The 15,935-nt window shown below is 51.0% G+C and carries 15 protein-coding genes; 10 read left to right on the top strand and 5 right to left on the bottom strand.

What is annotated here, in order from left to right; translation table 11 throughout:
* Positions 1–2: 2 nt before the first annotated feature.
* Together Q9L42_RS15560 and Q9L42_RS15555 are read left to right on the top strand one after the other, a co-directional pair.
* Positions 3–575 carry a lytic transglycosylase domain-containing protein gene (locus Q9L42_RS15560; protein WP_305907486.1) on the top strand — a complete coding sequence of 191 codons (573 nt, stop codon included), beginning with the start codon at positions 3–5 and terminating at the stop codon, positions 573–575.
* Positions 576–580: 5 nt separating this feature from the next.
* Positions 581–1,444 (top strand): HDOD domain-containing protein, encoded by an 864-nt coding sequence (locus Q9L42_RS15555; protein WP_305907487.1) that lies wholly within the window; start codon positions 581–583, stop codon positions 1,442–1,444.
* A gap of 538 nt (positions 1,445–1,982) precedes the next feature.
* Here the strand turns inward: Q9L42_RS15555 and Q9L42_RS15550 are convergent.
* Both Q9L42_RS15550 and Q9L42_RS15545 read right to left on the bottom strand, forming a co-directional pair.
* Positions 1,983–2,369: a hypothetical protein gene (locus Q9L42_RS15550; protein WP_305907488.1), complete on the bottom strand. Its 387-nt coding sequence runs from the start codon at positions 2,367–2,369 to the stop codon at positions 1,983–1,985.
* A gap of 209 nt (positions 2,370–2,578) precedes the next feature.
* Complete coding sequence (locus Q9L42_RS15545) at positions 2,579–3,031, bottom strand: DUF302 domain-containing protein (RefSeq protein WP_349431370.1); 453 nt, start codon at positions 3,029–3,031, stop codon at positions 2,579–2,581.
* A 29-nt stretch (positions 3,032–3,060) separates the two neighbouring features.
* Between Q9L42_RS15545 and mobA the strand changes: the two genes are divergently transcribed.
* From mobA to Q9L42_RS15525, 4 genes are all read left to right on the top strand, one after another.
* Positions 3,061–3,720, top strand: coding sequence for a molybdenum cofactor guanylyltransferase MobA (gene mobA / locus Q9L42_RS15540; protein ID WP_305907490.1), 660 nt, complete (start codon positions 3,061–3,063; stop codon positions 3,718–3,720).
* A gap of 256 nt (positions 3,721–3,976) precedes the next feature.
* Complete coding sequence (locus Q9L42_RS15535; RefSeq protein ID WP_349431369.1) at positions 3,977–4,471, top strand: hypothetical protein; 495 nt, start codon at positions 3,977–3,979, stop codon at positions 4,469–4,471.
* Positions 4,472–4,736: 265 nt separating this feature from the next.
* On the top strand, positions 4,737–5,168 hold the full coding sequence (locus Q9L42_RS15530) for a hypothetical protein (RefSeq protein WP_305907493.1): 432 nt from the start codon (positions 4,737–4,739) through the stop codon (positions 5,166–5,168).
* Positions 5,169–5,183: 15 nt separating this feature from the next.
* Positions 5,184–5,450 carry a hypothetical protein gene (locus Q9L42_RS15525; protein WP_305907494.1) on the top strand — a complete coding sequence of 89 codons (267 nt, stop codon included), beginning with the start codon at positions 5,184–5,186 and terminating at the stop codon, positions 5,448–5,450.
* 152 nt (positions 5,451–5,602) lie between these two features.
* On the opposite strand, the gene Q9L42_RS15520 is transcribed toward Q9L42_RS15525, so the two are convergent.
* Together Q9L42_RS15520 and Q9L42_RS15515 are read right to left on the bottom strand one after the other, a co-directional pair.
* Positions 5,603–6,253 carry a ceramidase domain-containing protein gene (locus tag Q9L42_RS15520; RefSeq protein ID WP_305907495.1) on the bottom strand — a complete coding sequence of 217 codons (651 nt, stop codon included), beginning with the start codon at positions 6,251–6,253 and terminating at the stop codon, positions 5,603–5,605.
* A 25-nt stretch (positions 6,254–6,278) separates the two neighbouring features.
* A complete protein-coding gene (locus Q9L42_RS15515) occupies positions 6,279–9,896 on the bottom strand; it encodes a hydantoinase B/oxoprolinase family protein (protein ID WP_349431368.1) in 3,618 nt (1,205 codons plus the stop codon).
* A gap of 316 nt (positions 9,897–10,212) precedes the next feature.
* Here Q9L42_RS15515 and cysK point away from each other — a divergent pair, with 316 nt between their 5' ends.
* Positions 10,213–11,121 (top strand): cysteine synthase A, encoded by a 909-nt coding sequence (gene cysK / locus Q9L42_RS15510; RefSeq protein ID WP_305907499.1) that lies wholly within the window; start codon positions 10,213–10,215, stop codon positions 11,119–11,121.
* Between the two features lie 108 nt (positions 11,122–11,229).
* Here the strand turns inward: cysK and Q9L42_RS15505 are convergent, their stop codons facing one another.
* A complete protein-coding gene (locus Q9L42_RS15505) occupies positions 11,230–11,823 on the bottom strand; it encodes a DUF938 domain-containing protein (RefSeq protein WP_305907500.1) in 594 nt (197 codons plus the stop codon).
* Between Q9L42_RS15505 and Q9L42_RS15500 the strand changes: the two genes are divergently transcribed.
* The 3 genes from Q9L42_RS15500 to Q9L42_RS15490 all read left to right on the top strand — a co-directional run bounded on the left by Q9L42_RS15500 (position 11,822) and on the right by Q9L42_RS15490 (position 15,793).
* Positions 11,822–12,958 carry a GNAT family N-acetyltransferase gene (locus Q9L42_RS15500; RefSeq protein ID WP_349431367.1) on the top strand — a complete coding sequence of 379 codons (1,137 nt, stop codon included), beginning with the start codon at positions 11,822–11,824 and terminating at the stop codon, positions 12,956–12,958. The two genes, Q9L42_RS15505 and Q9L42_RS15500, sit on opposite strands and share 2 nt — an antisense overlap.
* A gap of 209 nt (positions 12,959–13,167) precedes the next feature.
* Entirely contained in the window at positions 13,168–14,430 is a 1,263-nt protein-coding gene (locus tag Q9L42_RS15495) for a hypothetical protein (RefSeq protein ID WP_305907501.1), read from the top strand.
* On the top strand, positions 14,423–15,793 hold the full coding sequence (locus Q9L42_RS15490) for a hypothetical protein (protein ID WP_349431366.1): 1,371 nt from the start codon (positions 14,423–14,425) through the stop codon (positions 15,791–15,793). Before Q9L42_RS15495 ends, Q9L42_RS15490 begins: the two co-directional genes overlap by 8 nt.
* Positions 15,794–15,935 lie beyond the last annotated feature (142 nt).

Below are 15,935 nucleotides of genomic sequence, written 5' to 3'. Positions count from 1 at the left end.
TTATGAATCGATGTGTCTTAGCTCTATTCGTGTTGTTTATTTCGACACCGGCGACGGCCGATGTGTATAAATACACCGCGCCGGATGGCAGCGTTTATTACACCGATGAACCGAAGAAAGGCTTCGATTATAAGCGCATCATTCGTACTAGGCCTCGAAATTACGCTAAGGCGATCAAATATCTAAAACGCAACAAAATAAAATATACGCCGTTAATCGCTAAGGCGGCGTCGAAATACCAGATCGACGAAAAATTGCTGCATGCGGTCATCCAAACCGAATCCGCCTATGATGCTAATGCGGTGTCTTCCGCCGGCGCGGTCGGTTTGATGCAGCTAATGCCGGAGACCGCTAAAAGATACGGCGTTAGCAATCGCAAAGATGCACGCCAGAATATCGAAGGCGGCACCCGTTACCTGAAAGATTTGTTGAAAATGTTCAACTCCAATCTTAAATTGGCAGTCGCCAGTTATAATGCCGGAGAAGGGGCCGTCAAAAAATACCATAACGCCATCCCACCTTATCCTGAAACGCAGAATTACGTGCGGCAGGTATTGGCGCTATATCGAAAATAAAGCACATGGCTCAATTGACGCCCCGGTCTCTGGTCGAAGATAGCATTGAGCTGTTTTCCCTCCCCGACATTTATTTTCAAATCAATGAAATGATTAACGATCCTAAGTTCTCCATCGAGGAGATTGGTCGGGTCGTCAGCAAAGATCCGGCCTTGAGTGCACGTTTACTGAAGGTCGTCAACAGCCCTTTTTACGGTTTTCAGGCAAAAATCGATACAGTCTCCAGAGCGGTTGTCGTCGTGGGCCTTGGGGAGCTGAAGAATTTGGTTCTTGCCACGACCGTGGTCGATAATTTCAGACATATTCCTGCGGAATTGGTCGATATGACTGCGTTTTGGATGCGCAGCGTGCATTGTGGCGTAGTTTGCAAGCTATTGGCCAAGGCCAGTGCGGTGCTGCATTGTGAGCGCTTGTTCCTGACCGGTCTTTTGCATAATATCGGTTCGCTGGTGCTTTATCAGCAAATGCCGAAGGAATCGCTGAATGTATTGTTGGCGGCGGGCAATGATAGAAGCAAAGTCGCCGGTTTGGAGCAGGAAATTATTGGTTTCAATCATGCCGAGGTGGGAAGCGAGCTGATAAAAGCTTGGGGCTTGCCGGAATCACTGTCTGAAGCGATAGGCTGTTATCTGGATCCTCAATTGGCGCAGGTCCATAGGCTGGACGCCTATTTGTTGTCGTTGGCGGTGCGTTTAGTCGACGCGGCCGAATACAGCGAGTCTCCGGAGGTGACGGCCGCTAATTTTAAGGGTCGCGGCTTGTCGATGATGCGCTTGAGCGAAGAACAGATCGTGTCGGTCGCCGAGCAGGCCGCCGATGAGTTTTCTCAGGTGTTTGAGTTGGTGTCGCCCAACAAAAAGTTTCATTGATGGGCGTTCCCATTGTTGCCATTCATCATCACTTAGGCTAAGCGGCGCTACGAGCATAACAATTAATCACAACCTCAATTCGGGATAAGATAATCTTATATTCCAGACGGTTAAGACGGTATCAGGTCGCTCTGGAAGAAGTGTGCGCGGCATGGCCGATTTTTGTTCTGACCGCCAAGGAAGGCGGAAATGTAGAAAATGCAGGAGTAATTTTCTACCTGCAAAATCGGCATTTCCACCATCCCTGGCGGTCAGATGCCGCGCTCAAGCCTACGCCGCACAAGGACGTGTAGGTGCAGCGGTAAGCAGGAGCTGTTAGCTGCCATGGACGTATTCACCCAGCACCTAAATTCCATAGGCTAATGGCTGCGATAAATCATCTTCGTTTATTTAGGTGCTGGGTGAACGGCGTCTTCTGGAAGAGCTACCTGATACAGGCTGGTTTCTTAACCCGAACTCAGGTTAATCACAACGCCGAAAGCGCCGTCCTCGGGCGCGCAAAGCTTCATTCGGCTCGAGGACGGGTCTCCTACGGCATTTATTTTACAAAACACATTCTTTCGGCATAGGCCTCCGCTTCTTCTAAGCGCTTTTTCAGACTTTTAGACTCTTTCGGGTCGCGGAACGCACCGCCTTTCTCACCAGGCGTTTTACGCATGAAACCGTAAGTCGTCGCCGCTTCATATTCTTCGAAGGTCAGTTTTTCGGCAATCTTGTCTATCTTACAGCCACAGGCGTATTGATTGATATAGGTCAGTCCGCCATGTTTGGCGACGCATTGCAACACATACTCCACCCGATCGCGAGTCGGATACTGATTGAGATAGCTGACCTCCTGTTCGACTTTTTCCTGGGTCGTGCTGCAGGCGCTCAGGATCGTTAACATCGCCGCGGCGATTACCATTTTTTGCTTGATAACTCTCATTCGTTATTCCCTATATTCGAAAAGTGTATATTATGCTCCTAACCCGGATATTTCACAAAGGCGACCTTGGTCTTTGAAATAAGTATTAAAAACCCATGCATGAGGATTAATGTGGGACATGTTTTCCTGGTACAGTTTGTATCTGAATGGTTTTCTGAAAAATCGGGCTAAGGAGTAATTAAATCTTGATGTTCGGTGATAAAGTTTGACTATTGTTCGGCTGCAAAGTCGACAATGTCTTTAAGCGTTTGGTTCATTTTGGCGGCGAAATCATTGAGCGCGTCGTTGTCGCTGTCGATCGGCAATAAGTGAGTCTTGATGAGGGTCTTGCCGTCAATCTGATAGGTCACGACATTGCATGGCATGTGGATGACGGCATGGGGGGACATTTCCAGCAGGGCCTTGGCGTGAGTCAGATTACAAAATTGTATCGTGTCGAATTCAGGAAAATTGGCCGAACCTCTTTCCCGTATCACCTTGCCAACCCGACTGTGGCCGGTGATGCGGAAATTATGTTCGGTAATCGCAATCTCCAGTTCGGCCAGCACGTCATCATAGGGTTTTTGGGTTTCGGCCTGATAATAATGAACCAACTGACTGTCGGGTTGCGAGCGTTGCGTGGCGCAGCTTGCAATAAACAGCAGGCTTGCGACAATAATCATCTTCTTTAACATCCATAAAGCTTATCACTATGAGCAAGCAAAACAAAGTCACCGGTGTTGTGTTGGCGGGCGGGATGGCGCGGCGCATGGGACGACAGGATAAGGGGCTGGTGCTTTATCGTCATCAAGCGCTGGTCAATTACGCCTTGTGGGCGCTGTCGGCGGTGGCGGACGATGTCATGATCAACGCCAACCGTAATATCGAGCAATACCAGGCTTTCGGTTACCCGGTGATCTCAGATCTCAACGGAAATTTCGAAGGGCCGCTGGCCGGGATATTGGCGGCGATGAGCGCCGCCGATACGGAGATCCTGTTGGTGACGCCGTGCGATACGCCGTTAGTCAAGGCTGAGCATTTGCATAAATTGCTGGCCCGCCGGGCGGCTGTTGATGCCGATATCGCCGTTGCGTGTGACGGTGAGCGTCTCCATCCTGTTTTTTTGGCGTTGCGAACTTCGTTAAAGGGCAGTCTCGAAAAGTATTTGCAGCGCGGCGAGCGAAAGGTAGAGCGCTGGTTGCAACAACATAGTATGGTCAGGGTCGACTTCAGCGACGAGCCGGATATTTTTATCAATATCAACACCTTGAATGAGCTCGATCAACTGCAGCAACAAGACGCAATCGCAACATCACAAGATTGCGTTAGGGAAGTAGATGAAGGCGCCGCCAAAACTGCCGAGAAATCCTGAGATGGACTTAATCCGCATTTCCCTAGCGTGTGCTTGTATCCTTGAGAAGGATTCGATAAGGTTCATACGACTGGGCGCGACGTCGACTACGACATACTATTGGAGTCGAGTCTGAGGTCGATCGTTTTGTTTATGCGCCAAGCCGAGCGCTGCATTAAATGCAACTTTAGTCGATGTACACTTGAATTGATGGACAATCGGTATTGTAATAATGAACAGCAGAATCGAGTCTTATAACTATAAAGAGGAAAAAATAATGAAAATAAAAAAACTCTTCAATCCTTTATTGACTGTGTCGGCGCTTTATTTTTATTGCGGCTTGGCCTTTGCCGAAGAGTTTGAGGAATCGGCGTCATCAGGCTATGGATCTTTAGTGCTATTGTTTGCGGTGTTATTGATTTTTAGAAAAAAACTGATCGCCGAGGCGACCCCAGAACCTCATGGCGAAGCACATCATCATGAAGAGGGCGCCGTGAAAAAAGAGGCTAAGTCTGCCCAGGCAGCGAAGCCGGCGAAAGAGACTAAGCCTGCTCAGGTAGCGCAGCCGGCGCCCGCTGCCAAGCAAGATGTTATTGATTTAGCGAAAGATGCCGAGCAATGTCAGAGCGCGACGGCCAAGGGTAGTCGTTGCAGTCGCACGCGTAATCTGGAAGTAATTGATGCGGTGATTGAAGGGCGGCAATATCGTTTCCGTACGTGCAAGCAACATCACACCGAAGACTTCAAGCCGTTTCCCGAATTGCTCAAATAGCAAAGAATCAATAAATGTAATTATTCAGCGTAGTTTTATCAAAGGGAGTAGGTTATTGATTTTCCGGGCTGTCTGCAACAGGACGTTGCAGTCAGAGCTTACAGGGATGTATTCACCCAGCACCTAAATTAACGAAGATTATTAATCATAGCCAATAACCTAGGGTATTTAGGTGCTGGGTGAACGCGTCCCGAGAAATCAATGACCTACTGCCTAAGACCTGAAAGATACTGAATAGTTACCAATAAATTTTCCTATCCGGCCTATGACACTGCGTCGGAAGGGTCCGCCGCATAAGGAATTGCAAGTGCCGCGGGAGACAGGGCGTTGGATGCGGTCGATGCATACGGATGTGCAAGTGCCGCGGGAGACAGGGCGTTGGATGCGGTCGATGCATACGGATGTGCAAGTGCCGCGGGAGACAGGGCGTTGGATGCGGCCGATGCATACGGATGTGCAAGTGCCGCGGGAGACAGGACGTTGGATGCGGCCGATGCATACGGATGTGCAAGTGCCGCGGGAGAAAGGGCGTTGGATGCGGCCGATGCATACGGATGTGCAAGTGCCGCGGGAGAAAGGGCGTTGGATGCGGCCGATGCATACGGATGTGCAAGTGCCGCGGGAGACAGGACGTCGTGAGCGGCCGCAAAGAATGAATACCCATGTCATTGACGGCATGTTAGAAAATCAGGCTTAGAAGAGGAATTGACTGATGGCTCTCGAAAATGAATTGAATGCGTTGTTGCACGCACTACAAAAGCAGCGTGACGAAATTGAACTCCAACTTCATCTGGCCGGCATGGATGTCAAGGATCAGTGGCATAAAGCGGAGCCGAAATGGGCGCAATTTATCGATAAGTTGGGGGTTATCAATGATGAAAATCAAGAAGCGAGCGCCGAGCTGATACACGCCACTAAAGTGATTGGGGATGAACTCAAGGAAGCCTACAAACGCTTATCCGAGCAATTGGGTGAATGAAAGACCGGTCGTGCCACTTTATACTGATAAAGCCAGTTGACTCTCTAGAGTCATAGCATTGATGATCAATGTCTCGATTGGATTATCGGTAATCGGCAGCATGACCGGTTATACTATCTCCGTTCTTATAGACTCGCCATATTCCGAGTAGTTCACTGGGTTTTTATGTTTTTTCCACTTGGGTCGACGTTAATCAGCAAGGCTCTAGCCGACAAATAGACGATGACGCCGCAACTGAGATGCCATAAAAAATGGGTGCCTAACGGAAACTGCGGACAGATCTCGGCATCCAACGTTCGAAACGCCAAAGACAGCATGAATAGCCCGGAGACGCCGAGCAGTATATAGCGCTCCTGTTTATGCTGCAGATAATGAAACACTCCCAGCGACAATAACAACAACAGTGCCGGCAGATAAATCAACGAGCCGTTAAAAAATTCGGGGAAGCGCCCGCCTAGCACTATGGACAGCAGATAAACCGTCAGCAGCAGCGCGGATTGGCGTTTTTCAAAACTCATGACTTTCTGGCTGTATATCCAGAAAAAAGTCAGTTGAAATAACAATATCGGCAACAGGTCCAGGATCATCGACCAGCGGGTCGCGAAAGTATGGAAAATAAAGCTGCCCACGCCGATGCTGGCAATCAGCAAAACTAACAGTTTGATAGTTAGCGACGGTTCAGCGCTGCGCTTGCTTAGGCGCCATGCAAACCATGCCGCTATCAGAAAAATGGCATTGCTGAGGGCGTTGAAGGGTTCGGCCCAGAATCCTGCATCCAGGCGCTCGCAGTAGAGGTCGATCATGTTTTATCCGCTTTTTTGTTCTCAGTTATAAACATCGTTCCTGGCCGAAACCGCCGCCGCCCGGTGTTTCGATTCTCAAACTATCGCCGGCTTTTAAGTCGATATGAACGCAGGCCGGCAAGAGGGTTTGTTCGCCATCGGCAGTGATCAGTATATTGACGCCGGATTGGCCGGAGCCGCCCTGCTGTAGTCCTTCAGGACTGCGCAAACGCTGACTGCTCAACAGGTTGGCGGACATCGGCTGGAGGAATTTAATTTGCCGAATCACCCCATTGCCGCCTTTTGTTCGCCCGTTGCCGCCGCTGTTCGGGCGTATCGAAAACTGTTCCAGGCGCACCGGAAAGCGCCATTCCAATATCTCGGGGTCGGTGATCCGCGAATTGGTCATGTGCGTTTGCACCGCGTCACAACCATCAAAATCCGGGCCGGCGCCGGAACCGCCGCAAATGGTTTCGTAGTACTGATACTGCTCGTTACCAAAGCTTAGGTTGTTCATCGTCCCCTGACTGCCTGATAATACGCCCAAGGCGCCATATAAAGCATCGACGATATGCTGTGAGGTTTCCACATTGCCGGCCACGACGGCGGCAGGATGGCTGGGGTTCAGCATTGAATGTTCCGGAATGATGATTTGCAGCGGTTTCAGGCAGCCGGCATTCAATGGAATGTCATCCTGTACCAGGGTTCTGAATACATACAAGACCGCCGCTTTGCAAACCGCCGCCGGCGCATTGAAATTATTATGTTGCTGGGCTGAGGTGCCGCTAAAATCGATGCAGGCGGTTTGTTTTTGTTGATCGATGCGGATTTCGACATGGATTTCGCCGCCCTGGTCGGTGCGATAGACAAAATGACCATCGTTCAATGTCGCTATGACTTTTTTGACGCAATACTCGGCATTCGTCTGCACATGGCCCATATAGCTCTGCACCGTTTCTAGCGAGTATTGATCAATCATCTTTTTCAGTTCGAGGACGCCTTTGTTATTGGCGGCGATTTGCGCTTGCAGGTCGGCGATGTTTTGCTCTGGATTTCGGGCTGGATAAGGTGAGGCGTTCAGCCAGTCTCTGATTTTTTGTTCTTGAAAAATCCCGTCAACCACAATCTTAAGGCCACTGCTGATTACGCCTTCTTGTGTTATGTCGCGGCTGGCAGAGGGCATCGAGCCTGGTGTCATGCCGCCGACATCGGCGTGGTGACCTCGGGAGGCGACAAAAAATAACAATTTTGTCTGCGCGTCATCGAAAACCGGGGTCACGACGGTAATATCCGGTAAATGAGTGCCGCCATGATAAGGCGAATTGAGCATGAAGACATCGTCGGCCTTGATTTCCGTCCTATGATGGGCTAGCAAAGCCTTAACGCTTTCACCCATCGAACCAAGATGCACCGGTATATGAGGGGCATTGGCGACGAGCTGGCCACGCTGATCGAACAGGGCGCAGGAAAAGTCCAGTCGTTCCTTGATGTTGACCGAATAGGCGGTGTTTTGCAGTACGAATCCCATCTGTTCGGCGACCGACGTGAACAGCTTGTTGAATATTTCCAGTGTCACCGGATCGGCGTGGTCGCTGTTGACAGGGCGCCGCCGCTGTTTTTCAAAGCGGGTCAGCAGCAGGTTGTTTTGCGCCGTGATTTCGCCTTGCCAGCCGGGCTCGATGACGATTGTCGAGGTGGATTCCAGAATAATCGCCGAGCCTTTGATCAAGGCGCCTGCCGGAAGGCTTTCACGCCGAAACACCGGCGTTTGATGAAAGGTATTGCCGGTGAACGTGGAGGTCACCATGACTGGCTCAAGGTCCTGGTGCTGGTCGAACGCCAACCTAGCCGTCGCGGGAGGGCAGCGGCCGATGACTTCGACCGAAATCGACTCCAAGATCAAAGGTTTGTCCGAATATAAAAAACCGAAATGGCGGCGATATTGTTGTTCGAATGCTTGCTTCATCATTTCCAACTCGGCAAAGCCGACGGCGATTGAGGTGTCGGTGCCCTGGTAGCGGATCTTGACCTGGGTCTGCGATTCAATCGTGTCGCCCGCGGTCAGCTGCGGCCTCAATTCGGCGATGCCGCACTGCTCCAATTTCAGACGTTGATTTTTTAACGTGTTAACACAAACCTTGTCCCAACGCAGTTCGATCGCATGATCCTTCAGCAGTCTAAAATCGGCCAGGCCCATGCCGTAAGCTGACAACAGACCGGAGAAAGGGTGCAGAAAAATTCGCTGCATGCCCAAGCGGTCTGCGACTTTGCAGGCATGCTGGCCACCGGCGGCGCCGTAGCAGCAAAGCGTGTAGGCGGAAACATCATAGCCCTTTTGCACCGATATCTTCTTGATCGCCGTCGCCATGTTTTCGACCGCGACATCGAGAAAACCCTCGGCAACTTGTTCGGGCGAGCGAGGGTCGTTCGTTGCCGCGGTGATATCCGCGGCCAGTTCGGTGAACAGTCGTTTCACTGTTTCTCTGTCCAGTGAAAGATCGCCTTCGGGCCCGAACACGGCCGGAAACAACGGCAATTTGCCGAGCATCAGGTTGGCATCGGTGACGGTTAGCGGTCCGCCGCGCCGATAAGCGGCAGGTCCTGGATCCGCTCCGGCCGAATCGGGACCCACCCGATAGCGCATGCCGTCGAAAAACAGCATCGAGCCGCCGCCGGCCGCAACGGTGTGGATATTCAACATCGGCACGCGCATGCGTACGCCGGCAACCTCCGTTTCATCACTGCGTTCCAATTGGCCGTGATAATGGGCGACATCGGTCGAGGTGCCGCCCATGTCGAAGGCGATAATCTTATCGAAACCGGCCGCCTCCATGGTCTTGATCGCCCCGATGATGCCGCCGGCGGGGCCCGACAAGATGCTGTCCTTGCCCTGAAAATGATGCGCCTCGGTCAAGCCGCCATTGGATTGCATGAACAGCAGACGCGGAGGGCTCTGATCTTGAGTTGCCAAGCCCTCGCTGACTTGATCGACATAGCGCCGCAGTTTCGGCGACAAATAGGCATCGACGACGGTGGTATCGCCGCGCGGGACTATTTTCATGAAGGGGCTGACGCGATGGGATACCGATATCTGGCTGAAACCGATGCGCTGCGCGATAGCCGCCAATTGTCGTTCGTGATCTGGAAAACGCCAGGCATGCATCAGCACGATTGCGATGGAGCGTATGCCGGTGTCGTAAAGTCGTCGTAGCTGTCTGTGGGCTTGTTCGATGTTCAATGGCCGCAACACGTTCCCTTCGACATCGACGCGTTCCTCGATTTCGAGCACGGTACGGTAAAGCGGTGAGGGCAGGCGTATATGCAATGCGAAAATATCGGGACGATTTTGATAAGCGATGCGCAAACAATCGCCCAAGCCTTCGCTGATGAGCAGTGCGGTCGCGTCGCCTTTTCTTTCCAGCAAAGCATTGGTGCCGACCGTCGTGCCCATCTTGACGGCTTCGATATGCTCAGCCAGCGGTTCGCTATCGTTTAACTGCAATATTTCTCGGATGCCTTGAATGGCGGCATCTCGGTAGCGTTCCGGATGCTCTGATAATAGTTTGCGCGCAATCAATCGGCCTGTAGGCGACCGGGCGATGATGTCGGTAAAAGTGCCGCCGCGGTCTATCCAGAATTGCCAATGAGAATTCAAGTCGGTCATCAATCGGTTTTTATGATAGATTTATCTATTTGAAAGGGATAACCTTGTCTTAAACGGCTTTTCAGCTTAATTGCAGCAATTCCCAGTTTGAGTATTTTTGCGGGGTTTAGGGCATGGGGTGTGTCTGTCGAGGAGCGACGTAAACCCATCCCTGGGGGCTTGACGGCAGCATCCTTGCTGCCGACATCCTCGCCAAACACACCCCATGCCCTTTTTGAACGCCAAACTGATGGGAATTGCTGGCTTAATAGACAAGGTTTGTTGATTCTATAAGATCTTATTATAGATTCTGATGACGATATGCGGGGATTTAGTGATGGCTAGAGCACTCAATATAACCAAATTGATCGGTAGTACCGATATGGTGAAACTGCAACGTATTGTAGCCGATAATGCCGCCGAAGTTCTGGTTAAGCTTGAATACAGAAATCCGGGCGGTTCGGTCAAGGATAGAATCGGTTTGTCGATGATCGTCGCGGCGGAAAAATCGGGGCAGATACAGCCCGGCGGCGCCATCGTCGAGCCGACTTCCGGCAATACCGGCATTGCCTTGGCGATGGTCGCGGCCCAGCGCGGCTATCGTTGCATATTGACCATGCCGGAAACGATGTCCGTGGAGAGAAGGCATTTGCTGGCGCTATATGGCGCTCAAATCGTTTTGACGCCGGGGGCGGATGGCATGAAAGGGGCGATCGCTAAAGCCCACGAGATCGTTGCCGAGACGGCGGGGGCCTTCATGCCGCAACAGTTTGAAAATCCCGCCAACCCGGAAGTGCATCGGCAAACGACGGCGCAGGAAATCTGGGCGACGACCGACGGCAAGGTCGACGCCTTTGTCTGCGGCGTCGGCACCGGCGGCACCATTACCGGTGTGGCCGATGTGATTAAGAAACGTAATCCGGATTTTCGTGTCGTTGCCGTCGAGCCGGCCGAATCCCCGGTGATTTCGGGCGGCAGCCATAGCCCGCACAAGATTCAGGGCATAGGCGCCGGTTTTGTGCCTAAAAACCTGGATATTGATCTGATCGATGACATCGAATTGGTCAGCAGCGAAGAAGCCATGGCGATCCGTAGCCGGTTGATAAAAGAGGAAGGGATCATGGCCGGCATTTCATCCGGCGCCAGCGTCTGTGCAGCTTTGCGTATCGCCGAACAGATGGGGCCGGGCAAAACCGTGGTCAGCATTATTCACGATACCGGTGAGCGCTATTTGAGCATGAGCTGAGATAAAAAATTGGGAATCGCTCCGGTCTGCATGCCCTCGCAGGATCGTCGGGACGCTAAATGTGATGCTTCCCGGAGTGAGTCCTAGCGGCGCTCAACGTGGTTATTCTTAATATTTTCTCAACACCAACAAGCGGTTATTGGCCGGCATCGCGAAATCCTGCGCTAGATGCAATCCGGAGGCTTTAGCCAAGAGCTCGATGTCGTCGATATCGCGTATGCCGCTGCCGGGGTTCCGGACTTTCAACCATTGGTCGAAGCGTTCATTGCTGATGCTGGTATAACGGCCGTGATAATTGAACGGACCGTATAGGCAGACCGGCGCATTGCCATGTAAATATTCCCTTAGACCGGCGAACAAACGTTCAACTTCGCGCCAATGCATGATATGCAGCGTATTGGCGCTGAACAGGGCCTCTATCCGCTGACAGGGCCAGTGTTGGTCGCTTACATCCAATGCCAGGGCAAAAGGTAAATTGTCTAGACGCGCTTCCCGTATCCAGCTATCGATGCCGGCTAGATTTTCAGGCCGGTCCGTCGCTTGCCAGTGCAGATGGGGGAGGTGTCGGGCAAAATAGCAGGCGTGTTGCCCGGTGCCGCTGCCGATTTCCCAAACCGTTGGGGTTTCGGCGTAGACCGTGCGGATTATCTGTAAAATAGCGACTTTATTATTTTCGCAAGCCTGTGAAAAAGGTTTTTCCATGTTCATTAAGCAGATTAACAGTATTGCCGAAGTCAGTGTCGGCGCTTGGAATCGGCTGGTGCAAGACAAGGACCCTTTCGTCAGTCATGAGTTCCTTTCGGCTCTTGAACTCAGCGGTTCGGTTTGCGCCGAAACCGGCTGGCTTCCCAGGCATATATTGGTTTATCGGCAACAGCAACTGATCGCGGCGATGCCGCTTTATCTGAAGGATCATTCCTGGGGCGAATACGTGTTCGACCAGCAATGGGCCGACGCCTATTATCAATCCGGCATGGACTATTACCCGAAATGGCTCAATGCCGTCCCGTTCACCCCATGCCAGGGTCAGCGGCTATTGATCGACCAAGGCGAGGATATCATGGCGGTGATTCGTCTCTGTCTCGATCATATTCAACGGCTTTCGGAACGGAAAAATATCTCATCGCTGCATAGCCTGTTCCCGAATCGTACCCAAATGGAGGAGCTGAAGCAACAGCTGTTGATAAGAGAGGGCGTGCAGTTCCATTGGTTTAACCGCGGCTATCGCGATTTTACCGATTATCTGCAAAGCTTTACGGCCCGGCAACGCAAGAACATCAATAAGGAACGGCGCAAAATCGCGGAGCAGGGCATAGAGCTGGTCAGGCTGACCGGTGCGGAGATTTTCGAACGGCACTGGCAGGTGTTTTTTGGCTTTTATCAGAGGACTTATTTAAAAAAAGGCCAATATCCTTATTTGAATGAAGACTTCTTTCAGCGCTTGTCGCAGACGATGACAGAACAAATCCTGCTGGTGCTGGCGCTGAAAGGTCAGCAGCCTGTCGGTGCGGCGCTCAGCCTGATCGGCGGGAACACCCTATATGGGCGCTATTGGGGATGTCAGCAAGAATATGATGGTCTGCATTTCGAGGCCTGTTATTACCAAGGTTTGGAGTTTTGTCTTGATCGGGGCCTGAAACGCTTTGATTCCGGCGCGCAGGGCGAACATAAAATCTCCCGAGGCTTCGAACCGGTCATGACCTATTCCGCCCATTGGATACAAAATCCTCGCTTTTCCAGCCTGATCGCCGACTTTTTGCGACGAGAACGACCATTGATGCGGCAATACCTGCAAGATTGCCGGTCACTGCTTCCGTTCAAGATCGACGACAGATGATTTGCCGGCACTCTAATCGGCGCTCGAAGGTTTTGCCTGAGCGTGTTGCCGACAAACCGGGATGTAGTGGTGCATACAACAGAAGTCCGGCTTTTTTTATTGAAAATCTGCGCCATTGTCGGTATGTTTTGCTGTTAATCAAAAAAGATTCGCCATTTGATAGCACCAGATACGACAGAAACAGACCGCGATAACACCATGACAATACTATGAGAAAAGCATCCGATCTAATCAAAATTCGTTCGACGGGAATGGGGTATTTTATCAATAGGATACAAACCTTTTTCGTCGGCATGCTGCGCATCTGGTCGATACCGATCGTGCTGATGCTCAGCGTCTGTTCGGGGTTTACCACCTTTTATGGTTTATCGCATTTCATCACGCCCTGGATCGCCTTCGTCATCACGATCGCGATCCAGTCCATTATCGTCATCTGTTCGTTGGAACTGGCCGGCATCCATTGGAAAGCCAATCGCATGCGATATTTTTCGGTCGTCGCCTCGTTATTGATCGCGCTGGCCGCGTCGGTGTCATTTTCCTATTTTAAGTTCTATGAAATTTCCGAACAGGACAGCCTGCATATCGATCGCTTGAGCCGGATCAGAAATGACGTCAAGACTTATCTGGACAAGGTCTTGCAGACCAAGGCCGATGTGTTGCAGCAACGCAAACGGGAATTGGAGAAGGCTTCCCGGGAGGTTTCCCAGGCTTATTTCGGCACGCATCCTGAGATAGCCGAAGCATATCGTAATCAGGTCGGCGAAGGGCCGTTCTGGAAACGTTTCAATCAGATTTATCAGGAGAAAAAGCAGGCTTTACAGCAACAGGAAAAATCATTCGCGCAAGTGGATGATGATATCCGACAGCTGCAGATCAGCCTGGCCGACCTCGATGTCGCCGACGATGTGGAAAAATCCTATTATCAACTGTTGGCGAATTACCAAAACGTACAGCTGGCGGTTAACCAATTGTCCAGCGAGATCGGCAAACAATTACCGGAAGCGCCATTGTTGATGACCTATAAACAGTTTACCGAAGATGTCAAACCGTCATTTTCGATGTGGATCGGTTTCTCGGCATTCGCCTTTATCTGCGCGGCCATGGTCGATTTTTTTACCGTGTTGTTGTCATATCGATTGGAATTCACTGCGCCCGGTCCGCTTACCGTACAGGAAGAAGAACTGGTGTTTGAATGTCTGCGTCAGTTCACCGAATTCAGGATCAATGAAAATGACGAACTGGAAATGGTCATCGAGAAGACCGCGATCGAAAAAGCTCGTCGTTATTCGGACTGGTCGCGTATGTTTGCCGTGGGTTTGTTATTGAGCCGGGGGTTTTTACGCAAGGTCGATGAGCGCACGGTTGAATTCGCTCCCAATCTTTATCCGTTATTGGCCGAGAAAATGGCCGATAAGATCTCTCTTTTAAAAGCACAGGCGACAGCGAAGCAGGCGACCGACAGCAATGAATAATACAGGATTTGAACTGGAACGCTGGTTGTCCGGTGGTGAATTTTTGGCGGCCGGCAGCGATGCCGGCGATACTTGGGAGCCGGGCTTCGATGTCGATCGGCAAGTGGTTCGTTCGCGCCTGGGCGGTTTTTATCAGAAGCTTTTTTTAAGACCGGATGTCTTCGTCAAGCGGTTTTATCATGACATTTTTCCATTGCCGATCGACGACTGGAGTTACCAGGAGCAGATCGAGCTATTCGACGGTTTTTGCAGCGTTGATGTCAACGTCGAACTACGTTTTCAGGCCACTTTGAAATTTGTGCAAAGAAATGCGGAGGTCTTGCCCGACATCAATCCGCATATCAAGCAGACGTTTGAGGATGTGTTGACCGATATCGTTCATAAGGAGTTGTTAGCGTTGAACGATGGCGCATGGGTGAGCAATGGCTTGTTTAAACTCGAAAAAAAGATAGCCGTTGCGATCTGCGAGTTGCTGATGATGCAGAACATCCAGTCCCAGGCGATTTGTAAATTGCAGGCCGAATTCAAGGAGTTTCCTAATGTGCGTCCCGGCAAGGATAGCGTCTATTTACAGGTGCTAAAGCAGAGTTATGAGCTGACGGAACGCAAGAATCAGACTTTTTTCCAGCAACAACAAGCCTTGAAGAAGCAGAAGTTGCTGCAGAAAACCCAGCAACTGGAACAGTTGCATAAATACGCCGAGATCGAACGTCAAAAACGCGCTCAAGAAGCGAGCAATCGGCTGGTATTGTTGGAAGACGAAGAACAGCAGCTGATGGCGCAGTTGGAGATCGAAAAAAGAATACAGGCGCAAAAAATCAAGCATCAGCAACAGTTGAAGGAAATGGAGTTGGAGGCCGAGCTTTTGACTCAGCAAAAAATCAGTTCGCGCCGGCGTCAGCTGGAAAGCCAGGACTTGTCCGAGAAACTGGCCCATCAGGCCGAGCTTGAAGAGCAGAAGGCCGAAGCGGACATCAACAGACGGGAAAAGCAGCAGCAATATCAATCGCGTATTCAGGATAAAAAGACTCGCGCCGAGATCGAGCGTTATGAAAAACAGCAAGAAGAATGGCACGATGCGAAACTGAGAATACATCAACAGCAGCTAGCGTTGAAGAAACGGCAGAAACAATTGGATCTGGAGGCGGAACAGGAATATATACGCCGTGAACAGGAAGAAAAAAAACAGCAGATCGTGATGCCGTTTCAGAAGCTGGAAAAATTCGAGGACGGCGATAAGATGAAAAGAAAATCCGAGGCGCTGAGGAATGAGATCGAATTGTCGTTACTGGAAAAACAGAGATTGGAGCTGGAGATGGCGATCAAGGAAGCGCAAAAAAACAGTATGATCGATGAGGACTGAGAGCGTAGTCTCGGAGCTGCATTCAAAGCTCATTGGCTAATCTAAACGTAACTATTCAGTATCTTTCAGGGGTTAGGGAGTAGGCCATTGATTTCTCGGGACGCGTTCACCCAGCACCTAAATAAACGACGATTATAAATCA

The organism is Methylomarinum sp. Ch1-1, assembly GCF_030717995.2.
Taxonomy (GTDB): Bacteria; Pseudomonadota; Gammaproteobacteria; order Methylococcales; family Methylomonadaceae; genus Methylomarinum; species Methylomarinum roseum.
Note: the sequence above shows the minus strand (reverse complement) of the source record. Positions and strands in the feature narration are given on the sequence as shown.

Coding starts and splice junctions, on each gene's coding strand:
- Q9L42_RS15560 (WP_305907486.1), top strand. CDS start 3: ATGAATCGATGTGTCTTAGCTCTATTCGTGTTGTTTATTTCGACACCG.
- Q9L42_RS15555 (WP_305907487.1), top strand. CDS start 581: ATGGCTCAATTGACGCCCCGGTCTCTGGTCGAAGATAGCATTGAGCTG.
- Q9L42_RS15550 (WP_305907488.1), bottom strand. CDS start 2,369: ATGAGAGTTATCAAGCAAAAAATGGTAATCGCCGCGGCGATGTTAACG.
- Q9L42_RS15545 (WP_349431370.1), bottom strand. CDS start 3,031: ATGATTATTGTCGCAAGCCTGCTGTTTATTGCAAGCTGCGCCACGCAA.
- mobA (WP_305907490.1), top strand. CDS start 3,061: ATGAGCAAGCAAAACAAAGTCACCGGTGTTGTGTTGGCGGGCGGGATG.
- Q9L42_RS15535 (WP_349431369.1), top strand. CDS start 3,977: ATGAAAATAAAAAAACTCTTCAATCCTTTATTGACTGTGTCGGCGCTT.
- Q9L42_RS15530 (WP_305907493.1), top strand. CDS start 4,737: ATGACACTGCGTCGGAAGGGTCCGCCGCATAAGGAATTGCAAGTGCCG.
- Q9L42_RS15525 (WP_305907494.1), top strand. CDS start 5,184: ATGGCTCTCGAAAATGAATTGAATGCGTTGTTGCACGCACTACAAAAG.
- Q9L42_RS15520 (WP_305907495.1), bottom strand. CDS start 6,253: ATGATCGACCTCTACTGCGAGCGCCTGGATGCAGGATTCTGGGCCGAA.
- Q9L42_RS15515 (WP_349431368.1), bottom strand. CDS start 9,896: ATGACCGACTTGAATTCTCATTGGCAATTCTGGATAGACCGCGGCGGC.
- cysK (WP_305907499.1), top strand. CDS start 10,213: ATGGCTAGAGCACTCAATATAACCAAATTGATCGGTAGTACCGATATG.
- Q9L42_RS15500 (WP_349431367.1), top strand. CDS start 11,822: ATGTTCATTAAGCAGATTAACAGTATTGCCGAAGTCAGTGTCGGCGCT.
- Q9L42_RS15505 (WP_305907500.1), bottom strand. CDS start 11,823: ATGGAAAAACCTTTTTCACAGGCTTGCGAAAATAATAAAGTCGCTATT.
- Q9L42_RS15495 (WP_305907501.1), top strand. CDS start 13,168: ATGAGAAAAGCATCCGATCTAATCAAAATTCGTTCGACGGGAATGGGG.
- Q9L42_RS15490 (WP_349431366.1), top strand. CDS start 14,423: ATGAATAATACAGGATTTGAACTGGAACGCTGGTTGTCCGGTGGTGAA.